This is a genomic window from Pseudomonas sp., assembly GCF_030683065.1.
GTDB lineage: Bacteria > Pseudomonadota > Gammaproteobacteria > Pseudomonadales > Pseudomonadaceae > Aquipseudomonas.
In genome coordinates this window covers 191387-204146 of sequence record NZ_JAUXMX010000030.1, presented here as the reverse complement: position 1 = coordinate 204146, position 12760 = coordinate 191387, and the positions used below count along the sequence as shown (strand labels likewise).

General features: G+C 61.0%; 12 protein-coding genes and 1 tRNA gene. 6 read left to right on the top strand and 7 right to left on the bottom strand.

Going from position 1 to position 12760, the window contains the following annotated elements; translation table 11 throughout:
- Positions 1-558, bottom strand: a complete 558-nt coding sequence (locus tag Q8K09_RS08870; protein ID WP_305254602.1) for a glycine cleavage system protein R — start codon at positions 556-558, stop codon at positions 1-3.
- A 443-nt stretch (positions 559-1001) separates the two neighbouring features.
- On the opposite strand from Q8K09_RS08870, the gene dapA reads away from it, so the two are divergent.
- The 4 genes from dapA to Q8K09_RS08850 all read left to right on the top strand — a co-directional run bounded on the left by dapA (position 1002) and on the right by Q8K09_RS08850 (position 4329).
- On the top strand, positions 1002-1880 hold the full coding sequence (gene dapA, locus Q8K09_RS08865; protein WP_305254601.1) for a 4-hydroxy-tetrahydrodipicolinate synthase: 879 nt from the start codon (positions 1002-1004) through the stop codon (positions 1878-1880).
- A 17-nt stretch (positions 1881-1897) separates the two neighbouring features.
- Entirely contained in the window at positions 1898-3016 is a 1119-nt protein-coding gene (gene bamC / locus Q8K09_RS08860) for an outer membrane protein assembly factor BamC (RefSeq protein ID WP_305254600.1), read from the top strand.
- A gap of 84 nt (positions 3017-3100) precedes the next feature.
- A complete protein-coding gene (locus Q8K09_RS08855; RefSeq protein WP_305254599.1) occupies positions 3101-3970 on the top strand; it encodes a phosphoribosylaminoimidazolesuccinocarboxamide synthase in 870 nt (289 codons plus the stop codon).
- A gap of 269 nt (positions 3971-4239) precedes the next feature.
- Positions 4240-4329: transfer RNA gene (locus tag Q8K09_RS08850), tRNA-Ser, on the top strand.
- Between the two features lie 234 nt (positions 4330-4563).
- Here the strand turns inward: Q8K09_RS08850 and Q8K09_RS08845 are convergent.
- The 5 genes from Q8K09_RS08845 to Q8K09_RS08825 all read right to left on the bottom strand — a co-directional run bounded on the left by Q8K09_RS08845 (position 4564) and on the right by Q8K09_RS08825 (position 8514).
- On the bottom strand, positions 4564-4719 hold the full coding sequence (locus tag Q8K09_RS08845) for a hypothetical protein (RefSeq protein ID WP_305254598.1): 156 nt from the start codon (positions 4717-4719) through the stop codon (positions 4564-4566).
- 379 nt (positions 4720-5098) lie between these two features.
- The gene (locus tag Q8K09_RS08840; RefSeq protein ID WP_305254597.1) at positions 5099-5329 is read right to left on the bottom strand and encodes a hypothetical protein; all 231 of its coding nucleotides are present in this window, start codon (positions 5327-5329) and stop codon (positions 5099-5101) included.
- Positions 5330-5344: 15 nt separating this feature from the next.
- The gene (locus Q8K09_RS08835; RefSeq protein ID WP_305254596.1) at positions 5345-5689 is read right to left on the bottom strand and encodes a YdbL family protein; all 345 of its coding nucleotides are present in this window, start codon (positions 5687-5689) and stop codon (positions 5345-5347) included.
- A gap of 11 nt (positions 5690-5700) precedes the next feature.
- A complete protein-coding gene (locus Q8K09_RS08830) occupies positions 5701-5892 on the bottom strand; it encodes a YnbE family lipoprotein (protein ID WP_305254595.1) in 192 nt (63 codons plus the stop codon).
- Between the two features lie 15 nt (positions 5893-5907).
- A complete protein-coding gene (locus Q8K09_RS08825; protein WP_305254594.1) occupies positions 5908-8514 on the bottom strand; it encodes a YdbH domain-containing protein in 2607 nt (868 codons plus the stop codon).
- A 922-nt stretch (positions 8515-9436) separates the two neighbouring features.
- On the opposite strand from Q8K09_RS08825, the gene Q8K09_RS08820 reads away from it, so the two are divergent.
- Together Q8K09_RS08820 and rmuC are read left to right on the top strand one after the other, a co-directional pair.
- Positions 9437-9784 (top strand): tetratricopeptide repeat protein, encoded by a 348-nt coding sequence (locus Q8K09_RS08820; RefSeq protein ID WP_305254593.1) that lies wholly within the window; start codon positions 9437-9439, stop codon positions 9782-9784.
- A 194-nt stretch (positions 9785-9978) separates the two neighbouring features.
- A complete protein-coding gene (gene rmuC / locus Q8K09_RS08815; protein WP_305254661.1) occupies positions 9979-11340 on the top strand; it encodes a DNA recombination protein RmuC in 1362 nt (453 codons plus the stop codon).
- A gap of 51 nt (positions 11341-11391) precedes the next feature.
- On the opposite strand, the gene Q8K09_RS08810 is transcribed toward rmuC, so the two are convergent.
- The gene (locus tag Q8K09_RS08810) at positions 11392-12648 is read right to left on the bottom strand and encodes an MgtC/SapB family protein (RefSeq protein WP_305254592.1); all 1257 of its coding nucleotides are present in this window, start codon (positions 12646-12648) and stop codon (positions 11392-11394) included.
- Positions 12649-12760 lie beyond the last annotated feature (112 nt).

Below are 12760 nucleotides of genomic sequence, written 5' to 3'. Positions count from 1 at the left end.
TTATGGGTTTTGTGGGCGCCAGGGTTCGATCAGGGCGTCTAGATTCAAGGCGTCGGAGAAGTCGAGGAACTGGTCGCGCAGCCAGCTGATCTGGGTGCCTGCCGGCAGCGTCACAGTCAGGGTCGCATTGAGCATGGTGCCGCCAGTCTGCGGGGCCAGGTAGGTATCGCAGGTCAGGCTTTCCAGTTCGACGTTGTGGTCGATGAAGAACTGGCACAGCTCGTTGAGGATGTCCGGCCGGTAGGCCGAGCTGACATAGGCTACATACGGCAGGGCCTGAGGGCGATTTTCCGCCGCGGCACTGCGCGTCACATTGACGGTAAAACTGTGCTTTTTGGCCAGGGCCGGTAGGCTCGACTCAAGGCGCGCCAGAGCGTCCCAGCTACCGGAGATCTGCAGCACCAGAGCGCTGGTCTCACCATGACGGCTCAGGCGGGTACTGATGACTGCGCAGCGATTTTCATTGCTGGTACGGCACAGCACATTGGTCAGCTCCATGGCGTTGGGGCCGAGTGCGCTGATGACGAGGAATTGTTCGCGAACTGGGGGGGTGGACATGCAGCATTCCTAAAGCGATGAACGCTCGGCCCACAATGGGTACCGAGCAAAGTCTGAAGGGTAGCGAAAAGCGCAGCTCAGGGGAATGCTAGTCACTCGATGAGTGCGAGAAATCGCCGTCTCTTGCGACCGCCGTCGGGCGGCTGCAGCTGAGTTGTGCGACGCTGCGGAGTAACAGCTGCAGGCCGAACGAGGCGTGACAAAATTGCGGTTGTTTGGCGGGCTCGCTTGACTCATTCGCCATCGCTTGCACGCCAGGCAGCTTGTTTCGCTCACCTTGCGGTGCTTTCGTGGCAGTCATCGAGCTGTTCCAGCTTCTACTAAAAGGAATGCCGGGTTACCCGCACAGCTGCCGTGCTTGCCGATCGATCTTTTCCTTCGCTTGTGCAAGGTGGGTGGCGCCAGTACCATTGTGGCTCTCTTTTTCCGGCTGGAGTGGTTGCATGATTGCGGGCAGTATGGTGGCACTGGTCACGCCCATGGATGCGCAGGGTGGTCTCGATTGGGACAGCCTGAGCAAACTGGTGGATTTCCACCTGCAAGAGGGCACCAACGCCATCGTCGCGGTCGGTACTACCGGCGAGTCGGCCACGTTGGAAGTGTCTGAACACATCGAAGTAATCCGACGTGTGGTCAAGCAAGTCGCTGGGCGTATCCCGGTGATCGCGGGCACTGGCGGTAATTCCACGCGTGAATCAGTTGAATTGACCCGCGCGGCCAAAGATGTAGGCGCCGATGCCTGTCTGCTGGTCACGCCGTATTACAACAAACCGACTCAGGAAGGTCTTTATCTGCACTTCCGACACATCGCCGAGTCGGTGGCCATTCCGCAGATTCTCTACAACGTACCTGGCCGTACCGTCTGCGACATGCTGCCGGAAACGGTCGAGCGCCTGTCGACGATTGCCAACATCATCGGCATCAAGGAAGCCACCGGCGACCTGCAGCGTGGCCAGGAAGTTCTGGATCGAGTGAGCAAGGATTTTTTGGTGTATTCCGGCGATGACGCCACAGCCGTCGAGTTGATGCTGATTGGCGGCAAGGGCAACATCTCGGTGACGGCCAACGTCGCCCCGCGCGCCATGAGCGAGCTGTGCGCCGCCGCCATGGCGGGTGACGCCGTCACTGCACGTGCCATCAATGATCGTCTGATGCCACTGCACAAGGCGCTGTTTATCGAGTCAAACCCGATCCCGGTCAAGTTTGCCCTGCATGAAATGGGCATGATGCCGGACGGTATCCGTTTGCCGCTGACCTGGCTCAGCCCGCGTTGTCATGAACCGCTGCGTCAGGCCCTGCGCCAGTCCGGCGTATTGGTTTAATTGAGGAAATACTACGCATGAAGCGACTGGGCGGACTCTCCGCACTTGCTCTGATCATCTCCAGCACTAGCGGTTGCGGCTGGATTTATGGCGAAGATGGCTATTTCCGTGATCGCGGCAGTGATTACCTCGCTGCACGGCAAACTACACCCATGCAATTGCCAGCGAACGTCATGGCCAAGCGCCTTGACCCGTTGTTGCCGGTGCCGCAACAGGTCGCCAGCAGCACGGTCGAAGGTGAATACGAAGTCCCGCGTCCGCAAGCGCTGGCCGTGCGTGCCGATGCCAGCGAGTTCAGTCTGCAGAAGAGCGGTGAGTCGCGTTGGTTGGTTGCTCAGCGCGTGCCGGCCGAAGTCTGGCCGATTGCCCGTCAGTTTTTCGAAGACAACGGCTTCCGGATCGCTGCCGAGCGTCCGCAGATTGGCGAGTTCGTCACCAGCTGGCAGCGTTTCGATCAGCTCTCCGCGAGCATGGCGCAACACCTGAGCAGTCGCGTATCGGGCGTCGCTGCTGATGCCGAAACCCGCCTGCGGGTGCGGATCGAGCCAGGCGTGCAGCGCAACACTACGGAGGTCTTCGTACTCAGTGCCGAGCGTCCAGCTGGCAGCAGTGCCGATGTGGCCTTCGCCAGTGGCAGCGGCAATCCCAGCCTGGAAGCCGCTTTGCTCGACGAAATGCTCGTGAGCCTGGCGCGCAGTGTTGAGCAGGGCGGTTCCGTATCGTTGCTGGCTGCCCGCGACTTCGATGCGCCGAGCCGTGTCAGCCTGTCGGAAGACGGTAATGGCAACCCGTTATTGAACCTGGGTGCTGATTTCGATCGTGCCTGGTCTGGTGTTGGCCGTTCCCTGGAGATGGCTGATGTACGCATCGACGACCTCAACCGCAGTATTGGTGTGTATTACATCAACCTTGCCGAGGGTGCGCAGAAGAAGGATGAAAAACCGGGCTTCTTCTCCAGTCTGTTTGGTGGTTCGCCAGACAAGGAAGCAATCGATGCGCGTGCCGAGCGTTACCAGGTGCGCCTGACTGCGGTGGGTGAGAGTGTTCAAGTCACTGTGGAAAAAGACCTGAATACCATTGCCCCGGCCGATGTGGCGCGCCGTATCCTGGGTCTGATCCAGGAAAATCTCGGCTAACCGGCTGTATGCACAGCTGTAATACCAATAGGCGAAACCCGGTGGGTTTCGCCTGTTTTGTTTGCTAAAGGCGGAAACCTCGATATGACCACTCCTGCGACCCTGAGCCTGAAGAAAATCTACTCGGGCAAAGTCCGCGACCTCTACGAAATCGACGACAAGCGCATGCTGATGGTCGCCACCGACCGTCTCTCGGCTTTCGACGTGATCCTCGCTGAACCGATTCCGGACAAGGGTAAGATTCTCACCGCGATTTCCAACTTCTGGTTCGACAAGCTGGCCGGCCTGGTGCCCAACCACTTTACCGGCGACAAGGTTGAAGACGTTGTACCCGCTGCCGAACTGCCGCTGGTCGAAGGCCGTGCAGTGGTCGCCAAGCGCCTCAAGCCGGTTGCCGTGGAAGCCATTGTGCGCGGTTACATCGCTGGCTCCGGCTGGAAGGAATACCAGCGCAGCGGAACTGTCTGCGGTATCCAGCTGCCAGCCGGCTTGCAGGAAGCCTCCAAGCTGCCACAACCGATCTTCACCCCCTCGACCAAGGCCGCCGTCGGCGACCACGACGAGAACATCTCCTTCGAGCAGTGCGCTGCCATCATCGGCACCGAACTGGCCGCTCAAGTTCGTGACACCTCGATTGCCCTGTACAGCGCCGCCGTCGAGTACGCCGCCACCCGCGGCATCATCATTGCCGACACCAAGTTCGAGTTCGGTCTGGACGAAAACGGCACCCTGACCCTGATGGACGAAGTGCTGACCCCCGACTCCAGCCGCTTCTGGCCCGCCGACAGCTACGTCGAAGGCAAGAACCCGCCGAGCTTTGACAAGCAGTTTGTGCGCGATTGGCTGGAGTCCACTGGCTGGAACAAGGAGCCACCGGCCCCGGCCGTGCCGGCCGAAGTCGCGCAGAAGACCGCCGACAAATACCGCGAGGCGCTGATCAAGCTGACTGCTTGATCAACGACTGTACGGCACAGAAGAGGCGCTTAGGCGCCTCTTCTGGTTAGTGGGTGCTGCGCCATGGTGAGCTAGGGTCGGCAACGCGGCTGTGGCTGCATGGCCGTCGGGGATTACCTCATCCGTGCAGGCCGTTTCAGAGCAGCCTGCCAGGCCACGGCAGCACGCACCGACACGGCCCACCAACGCAAGCATCTGAAAGCACGCGAAAAATTCTACAAATTAGGCTTCGCCAAACGTACTTGTACTGCTATGATGCGCGCCGCCACGGGAAGATGCCGGAGTGGCCGAACGGGACGGATTCGAAATCCGTTGTGTTAGCGATAGCACCTAGGGTTCAAATCCCTATCTTCCCGCCATATCGAAACCCTTGAAGTGCAAGCTTCAGGGGTTTTTTGCTTTTCAGGGTTTACTCCCGGCTGAGTCGCCGCTGCAGTCGGTTGGCCGGCGCGGCCTGGTTCCTGCTCTAAGCGCGCCGCTCCTTGGCGGCGTCCATAGCTATTGCAGGCCGGTGTGCGGAGCCCGGAAGCAGGAAAACCGGCCAATGCCGGTTTTCCTGGTGCTGCGGGTGCTGTAATTGATTCAATCGAATCTCAGCAGTTACCCTTTTTCGCTTGGCCCGGCGGGCAATGAGGTGGGCCGCCACTGCCACCGTTGCCGCCAATATCGACGCCGATGCCGGGTAAGCGCAGGCTACAGCCTGAAATCAGCAGACCTGCAAGAACAACAGCCATGATGCGTACTAACATTTAGTAATTCCCTTTCATACGATGCCCGGAGCGGGCAGAGGTGGCCGCCATGACAGCCGCCGCCAGGATTTTCAGCAGTATCATGCCTGCATTTGTCATCCGCAGCTGAACGCCTCGCGCTAAAGCGAGCCTAATCAAGGCTGAATTTCTGATGAGGGATACACCGCAAACCACCAGGGGCATTCGGGTGCAAGGGCGCTGGCGGAATGATTCAGGCGTAATAGGCAATTTCAGACAACGCGCATGACAATTCATTCAGTCGCGTGTGGCCAAGCGCGGTGCTCAGTATCCTGATAGGGGGGGAGGCGGGGCAAGTCGCATCATCGAGTCGTTTGGTGCGTTGGCGTGGAGACTGCCATGACGTTGCACGATTAGCTGCTTATGTAAGCCGCTTCCAGATATCGGCATTGGCCAGGTCCTGCGTAGTGGCATGCTTCGACTGGCCGTAGATGGGATCGAGTGCCTGGCCGGAGCCCGTCTCATGGTCGGCCACGAAGCGCCCGTCGCCGGGCTTGATGCCATGCGCCGCTGACGACGGTAGCGTAGATCCCGCCAGAATTAAAAACCCCTGAAGCGCGGGCTTCAGGGGTTTTTTTCTTGTTGCGCCCATGGATGGCTGGTCGGCTTATTTGCGCCGCCACTGCCCTTGCAATTGGATGTACTGGCCGGGCGGGGTCTTGTCGATGGCTTTCTTGCCGGCGATGGCTTCGACGTCACTGACCTGGATGCCGTTCTGGGTCGCCAGCTTCTGGTATTCGGCGCGGCGAGCCTGGTTGATCAGGCGGGCGATTTCGTCGACCTCAGGGCCGGGTTTGACCGCGCCGAGGTAGCCGTTGGGCATTTCGCCGAGCTGGCCGCTGGCCTTGGCGTCGCCGAGTGCGGACATGGCTTCGTTGAGGTTCAGGGCCAGCACCGGCAGGCTCAGGCTGAGCAGCAGGAGCAGGCTAGCGATTCGTTTTGACACTGTCATGGTGTGGCTCCTTAGAACAGTCCGCTGGACTCGCTGAACATGCTGTCCAGCGCCTTATCTACCTTGATGTAGATTTCGTGCTCGATCTTCACGTTGAGGTTGATATTGATCGGCTCGTTTGGCATCGCCAGCTGTACCGTTGGGGTACAGGCCGCGCTCAGCAGGCCGATCAGCAGTGCGGCGAAACAACTACGCAAGCGCATGGCGCTTCTCCTTGATTAAGGCTCCTTCGGGGGGGCCGCATTGCGCTCCAGCATACGCTGCTGCACCCGTTGTTTGATGATCTCGTTTACCTTATCGGTCAATTGCAAGCTGGCCAATAGGGTTGGGATATCTTCCTCCAGGTTGATATTGAAATGGATTGGGCGGCCTTGTTCGATGGCCGGGTTGCGGCCTTCCAGGCGCATGGCCAAGAGCAACTTGCCTTGCCGATCATAATTGACCTGGCTGCTCAGTGCCGTGAACCGAAAGTCTTCTAACGATTGCGCCACCAGTTGCATGGCCGGGTTGCTGCGGCCCAGTGCCCTGATGCGCTCGGAATGAAATACCAGGCGCCCGCCGGGTGCGCGTGCCAGCAGTTGACCCTGTTCTATCTCAATGCCGGCGGCGCTGAGATTCAGGGGCAGTTGGCCGTCGATGAGGCCACTGCCTGCCAGGCCCTCTGCCGGGTAGAGGGTAAAAAACTGATTGAGGTCGAGGCCTTGCAGTTGCAGGGGGAACACCAGGTTGCTCTGTTCCAGATCCCATTGCCCCGGGTCGAGCCAGAGGGTTCCACCCATTAGCGAGGCCTGGGCCTGTTGCAAGTCGAGCAGGCCCGCTGTTGGCCGGCTGCGGGGCGCCTTGTAGGTACCGCGCAGCAGTACCGGGCCAATTGGCATGCCGGGGTTGGCCTGTTGCAGGCGCAGTTCGTGCAGGTCTAGCTGGAGTTGGCGCTGATTGAGGTGCAAGTGCAGGTGCGCATCCAGGCCGCTGAGTTCGCTGCGGTCGTAGATGCCGGCCAGGTCTTTGCCGTTTAGCTCGAGCCGTATGTCGGGCGAGTCACGGCTCGGGGCGAGGCTGAGGCTGACGTTGCCACTCAGCCGGCCGTTACTGAGATTGAGCAGTGCTGGCCAGTCAGCCAGGGTAGTACTCAGGGCGTTGCCGCCACGCAAAAATACGTCGGCCAATTGCGCCTTGAGTTGCAGGCCCAGGCGGCTGTCATGTTGCAGTTGCATGGCCAGTTGTAGGTCGGCATCTGCCGTCATCTGGCCGTTGAGGGTTAGTTGCTGCTCGGTGGCCGCTAGCGTGCCTTGCCAGCGCCAGCCCTGGGGTTTGAGGGTGGGGTGTACGAGGCGCTGGGTGCTCAGCGTGACGGGGCCTTGCAGGCGCCATGTTTGCAGGGTGCCTGCCTGGTGCTGTGCATGCAGTTGCGTGTCCTGGCTCGTGGCACTGACCTGCAGCATGCGCAGATCTGCACCGCTCAACTCGCCCAGTTCGAGTTGCGAGCCTTTGCTCAGGTTGAGGCTCAATTGCTCGCTGTCCAGGTAGCTATTGAAGTGCAGCGTTGCTTTCAGGTCGCGCAGTTTCCAGTCGCCGACCGCTAAGCCCGGGCTGCTGGCGCGCAGTTGTGCGTTGCTCAGTTGTGCGGCCCAGGGCGCGGCGTTGGCCAAGGTCAGGTCGGCTTGCAGATCGAGTTGGCTGGCGCCGCTAGTGGTCAGGCTGATCGTCAGCGGCAGTGAGCGCTCGGCCAGGTTGTCGGGTAGCGCTGCGAGTGGGGCTGCCGGTTGAATGCGCAGGTGCAGTGAGTCGGGGTGCAAGGCTGCGGGCAGTGTGCTCAGCCACTCTGCAGGCAGGCGGTTCAGCTGCATGTCAGCTTCCAGCTGTTCAGCGAACCATTGGCCCTCGACCCCGCGGGCGACGGCGCTGAAGGTGCCTTGCACTCGGCCCACGCCAGGGATGGCCCAGGGCGCAGGAAGGCTGGCGTTGACGTCGAGGTGGCCACTGGCGTTGCGCAGTTGTTCCAGGTTCAGGGCGCCGGCGGCTAACTGCAGTTGCCAATTCGCCGCGAGTTGCACAGCGCTGGGGGCGCTTGGCAATCGTTCATCCGGTGCGAGCGTCCACTGGCTGAGCCAGTCTTGCAGGGCTGCCGCCTGGCTGAGGTCGGGCGCCCTCAGGTTGCCGCTCCATAACAGCCCGGCAGGGCTATCGCGCAGGCTGCTGTCCAGGCTCAGTTGGCTTTGTCCGTCGACTGCCAAGGTCAGGTGTAGATCCGCCGCCATGGCATCGCCCTGCAGTTGGGCGCGCCATGCGAGTGGTTGTTCGCGGTGTTGCAGGTTGAGCAGCAGTTCCCGCGCGGGAGTGGCATCTTGCGTCTGGCTCAGTTGCAGGTCGCCGTGCAGCGTGCAGCGCCCGCTGGCACAGGGCAGCTCGGCAGTGAGCTGCTCGATGCGCAGGCTGAGCGGCAGCCAGGCTAGCGCGGCGCCAAGCTGCTTTAGGTCGGGTGCGGTGGCGGGCTGCTGCTCACGGTCCTGTGCGGCGGGCAGCCAGGCTATGGCGAGGCGTTCGAGGCGAATATGCTGCCAGAAAGGTGGCGTCAGGCTGAATTGCTCCCAGCCCAGCTGCAGTTGCTCCGCACGCACGCGAGCGATGCCGGCACTGCCGTGCTGCTCCAGCGCTATATGTGCCAGGCCGATGCCCGACAGTGACAGGCTAGCTCCCTGCCAGTCGAGTTGGCGGATCGCGTGACGCTCGAGCACATGCAGCCAACTGTAGTAGCTATAACCGCCGAGCAGTATCAGCAGCATGAGCACGCTGGTAATTCGCAGCCCGGAACGCCGGCTGATCATGAGTAGATTCCCATTATGATTAGTGCGGAGAGCCTGTGAGACAACGTTCACCTGCGGATTGCGCCGCCCACTGCGAGCAGCTGCGCTGCTCGATTTTTCACCCGCTCAGAGTGCCGTCAGGACGTTAACCGATCAATCCGGGACTGCCAATCAACGACTGCGTGTAGCGAAAATCTGCTGCGTCGGTCATTGGGCGTCCAGCGAGCCACTGCGGTAGCAGTTGCCGGCGGTCTGCGACCATCGGCCGCAGTTCGCTGGCTGTGGGAGCGTTGCCGGGCCAGAAGAGGGTGGGTAAACAGTCCTGTATGGCTTGACCGTGTTGTCGGTATTAGCAGTTTTTTAGCTGCGTTATGTCTGAAAATCCTTGGAAAGTTACCGCCCAGGGTGACTCAAGAGGCCATGTGGGAGGGCATGTTTGTTCGCTCAATCGACGCTGTGTGGTTGGCGCTCCTGAATCGGGCGTTACTTATACGGCAAGACCGCCTAGTACGCCTGCCTTGGCTGGTAAATGCCCCGAAACCGGGCGTCTCAAGCGCTGGGTGAAAAAACTTGTGCACAATTGCGATGCGCCTTGTCAAGGCTGATTTTGTGATTGGTGTAAATCCTTGATTCTTTATGAGTATTTTTTAAGTCAATGAAAAATATGAATTTTTTGCACTGGTGAAAAAACCATCAGTTTGACCTCAGGCCCCATGCCATAGGCGATCAGGCGCCTTGCTCCCATGTTATCCACTGAGTTATCCACAGCTTCTGTGGATTGTCCTGGGCGCTCGCTTCAGTATGCGGTCGAGTGAGTTTTTTGGGCTTTACCTCGGCGATAAAAGGAGTAGAGTGCGCGCCTTTCCCGCTACAGCTGCCACTCATGTCCCGCGTATTGCCCCGCTTATCCGCTTCAACATCTCCTGTTAGCTCTCGCTTGCCGATGCGTGTTGCGTTGTGGCTGCTGGACAGCCCGCGTTTCGGTCATGCGCCCAGCGTCAAACGCTTCGCGGGTCAGTTGCTCAAGCAGCCTGCACGCCAGGGTGTGGTATTGGCTCAGAGCCGGCTGGGGCAATTGCTTTGCCGCGACTGCGGCAATAGCCGTGACCGGCGCATTGGCCTCGAATTGCTGCGCCAAGCTGCCCGATCCGGCGATCGCCATGCCCAGTTGGAGCTTGGGCGGTTGTATGTGCGGCCGCGCAGCAATGAACCTCTTCAGGCGCGGCACTGGTTGGAACTGGCAGCCGCACAGGGTTCGGCAGAGGCCAAGCAGTTGTTGATCGGCCTCTGACTCCGCGCTAGGCGTTTTGCGTGGGGCGGGCTGGGTATACTGCTTGGCAATCTTGCGCGGAGCTGCTTATGCCATTCGATTTACCCTCTCAGCTACCGGCACTACTCCTCGGCCTTGCCGCCGCTGGTTTGCCATTGCTGGCGTTGGCCTGGTCGCTGCAGCGGCGTGCGGCGAGTGCGCAACTCGAAGCAAGCCTGTTGCAGGAGCGCCTGGCCGGTACCCAGATGGCCCAAGCCGGCTTGAGTGCGCAGCTTGATGAGTGCCGCCAGGAAATTGCCGAAATCAGCGAGATCAAGGCCGACCAGCAAGCCGAGTTGGCAGCCAAGCGGCGTGAGACCGAACTGCTCCAGCACGAGCGGCAGATCGCCCGCGAGGCTGCTATTGCCTGGCAGCAGCAGCGCGAGCAGCAGGAAGCCGAGTTGCGTCGTCTGGGCGCCGAGTGTGCGGCCCTGAGTGCCGAGCTGCGGCAGCAGCAGGGCAGCCACCAGCAACGCCTGGACGACTTGCAAGGTTCGCGCGATGAGTTGCGGGCGCAGTTCGCCGAGTTGGCCGGGAAGATCTTCGACGAGCGCGAACAGCGTTTTGCCGAAACCAGCCAGGAGCGTCTTGGTCAGTTGCTCGACCCGCTCAAGGAACGCATCCAGTCTTTCGAAAAGCGCGTCGAGGAGAGCTATCAGCAGGAAGCCCGCGAGCGGTTTTCCCTGGGCAAGGAATTGGAGCGCTTGCAGCAGCTTAATCAGCGCTTGGGCGATGAGGCGACCAACCTGACCCGCGCCCTGCAAGGCCAGAAGATCCAGGGCAACTGGGGCGAACTGGTGCTGGAGCGGGTGCTGGAACATGCCGGGCTGGAGAAGGGGCGTGAATATCAGACCCAGGTCAGCCTGAAGAGCGCCGACGGTCAGCGCTTCCAGCCCGATGTATTGATCCAGCTGCCCGGCGACAGGCAGGTGGTGGTCGATGCCAAAGTCAGCCTGACGGCCTACCAGCAATATATAGCCGGTGCAGACGAACCCGCCCGCCAGCAGGCGCTAAAGCAGCACGTGCTGTCACTGCGTGGTCATTTGAAGGGGCTGTCGCTGAAGGATTACCAGCGCCTGGAAGGGCTGCACAGTCTGGACTTCGTGCTCTTGTTCGTGCCGATCGAGGCAGCCTTCGCCGCTGCACTGCAGGCTGATGCCGGCCTGTTTCAGGAGGCTTTCGAGCAGAACATCGTAATCGTCAGCCCGACTACGCTGTTGGCCACGCTGCGGGTGATCGATAGCCTCTGGCGCCAGGAGCGCCAGGGCCAGAACGCCCGTGAAATTGCCGAGCGTGCCGGGGCGTTGTACGACAAGTTTGTGGCGTTCATCCAGGACCTGGACGAAGTCGGCGCACGCCTGCAGCAGCTGGACAAGGCCTACGCTGCGGCGCGCAACAAGCTGTGCGATGGGCGCGGCAATATCATCAGCCGGGTGGAAAACCTCAAGCTGCTCGGTGCCCGTGCGAGTAAGAGCCTGCCAGCCGAGTTGCTCGAACAGGCGGCTGGAGTGGCGGTGCTGGATGAGGAAGCGCAGTAGGGTACAGCGCCGCCATGCAGGGGTGTCGCAAGGCGCGCGCCCCGTTCGCTGTCAAACCAGCAGCAATACTGCCGCACCTGCCAACAGGCCAGCGGCCATAATCGGCAAGGTGCGCAGGGCTAACTGACGGCCGGCGATCAGGGCGATCAGCAAACCCTTGACCAGGCTGTTGCTCAGAGCCGCAAGAAAAATACCCTGTACCGCCACATGGGCATCCAGGCCGGTCAGGGCATTGCGCGCCAGGGACAGGGTGATGGCATCCACATCGGCCAGTCCGGAAAATAGCGCTACCAGGTACACGCCCGTATCGCCTAGCCAGCGGCGTGATGCTTCCACGAGAAACAGGATCAGTACCAGCAGTGCAGCGAAACGCAAGGCAGGGCCCAGTTCAAAGGGGTTTTTTAGCGGTGGCTCAGTGTCCTCGTCGACCTGTTTGCTGGCGATACGAAAGTAACCCAGTGCGCCTGCCGCATAGACCAGCGTGGTCACCCCCAGTGGCCAGAGCAGTTGGGGCAGCAGGCTGGGGTTGACCACGGCGACCTCCAGCAGTACGCGTGGAAACATCAGCGCCGAGGTGGCCAGCAGCCCGCAGGCCAGCAGCGCTTGCAGGTTGCGGCCCTGGTGCAGGCGGGCGAGGGTGATGGTCATGGCTGTGGAGGAGACAATGCTGCCCAGCAGCGCAGTGAGCAAAATTCCATGGCGGGTGCCGACCAGGCGAATCGCCATATAGGCGGCGAAGCCGATGGCGGCGATCAGCACCACCATCCACCAGGTCACGTAAGGGTTGAATGCCTGCCAGGGGCCGTAGCCTTGGTTGGGCAGCGCGGGTAGCAGCACCAGTGAGATAAACAGCAGCTTCAATGCCCCTGACAGCTCGGCTTCGCTGAGGCGCTGGAGGATCGTGTGCAGGGTGCGTTTGAGGCTAAGCAGCAGTGCTACCGCCACGGCACCCGCCGCGGCTAGTGGCGAGTGGCCGGCGACGGCCAGGCTGCCGAGGATGAAGGTGATCAGCATCGCCACTTCGCTGGTCAGGCCGCGGTCGCCCAATTGCAGTAGATCGCCGAAGTAGGAGGCGAGTACCAGTGCGGCGAAACCGACAAAGATGACTGCCCAGGCGACCACGCCGAAGTGTTCGCCGAGAAACATGGCGAAACCGCCGAGTAAACCGCTCAAGCCAAACGTGCGGATACCCGCAGCCAGGCGCCCGTCCTCGGTGTTGCGTTCTTGCCAGCCACGCTCGGCACCGATAAGCAGGCCAACCGCCAGTGCGCTGGCGAAATTCAATAGGGTGTCGAGAGCCTCGGGCATGCGGCGTCCTGGTGCGGGGCGTGATGTTGGCAGTCTAGCCAGTCGCCGGGGCGATGTATTGCGGCAGGTCAGTGGGTGAGTGTTACGGCAGCCGGCAATCGCGGCTGAAGCG

Coding starts and splice junctions, on each gene's coding strand:
- Q8K09_RS08835 (WP_305254596.1), bottom strand. CDS start 5,689: ATGACAGTGTCAAAACGAATCGCTAGCCTGCTCCTGCTGCTCAGCCTG.
- dapA (WP_305254601.1), top strand. CDS start 1,002: ATGATTGCGGGCAGTATGGTGGCACTGGTCACGCCCATGGATGCGCAG.
- Q8K09_RS08820 (WP_305254593.1), top strand. CDS start 9,437: ATGCGTGTTGCGTTGTGGCTGCTGGACAGCCCGCGTTTCGGTCATGCG.
- Q8K09_RS08845 (WP_305254598.1), bottom strand. CDS start 4,719: ATGTTAGTACGCATCATGGCTGTTGTTCTTGCAGGTCTGCTGATTTCA.
- Q8K09_RS08830 (WP_305254595.1), bottom strand. CDS start 5,892: ATGCGCTTGCGTAGTTGTTTCGCCGCACTGCTGATCGGCCTGCTGAGC.
- Q8K09_RS08840 (WP_305254597.1), bottom strand. CDS start 5,329: ATGGGCGCAACAAGAAAAAAACCCCTGAAGCCCGCGCTTCAGGGGTTT.
- Q8K09_RS08870 (WP_305254602.1), bottom strand. CDS start 558: ATGTCCACCCCCCCAGTTCGCGAACAATTCCTCGTCATCAGCGCACTC.
- Q8K09_RS08825 (WP_305254594.1), bottom strand. CDS start 8,514: ATGATCAGCCGGCGTTCCGGGCTGCGAATTACCAGCGTGCTCATGCTG.
- Q8K09_RS08810 (WP_305254592.1), bottom strand. CDS start 12,648: ATGCCCGAGGCTCTCGACACCCTATTGAATTTCGCCAGCGCACTGGCG.
- Q8K09_RS08855 (WP_305254599.1), top strand. CDS start 3,101: ATGACCACTCCTGCGACCCTGAGCCTGAAGAAAATCTACTCGGGCAAA.
- bamC (WP_305254600.1), top strand. CDS start 1,898: ATGAAGCGACTGGGCGGACTCTCCGCACTTGCTCTGATCATCTCCAGC.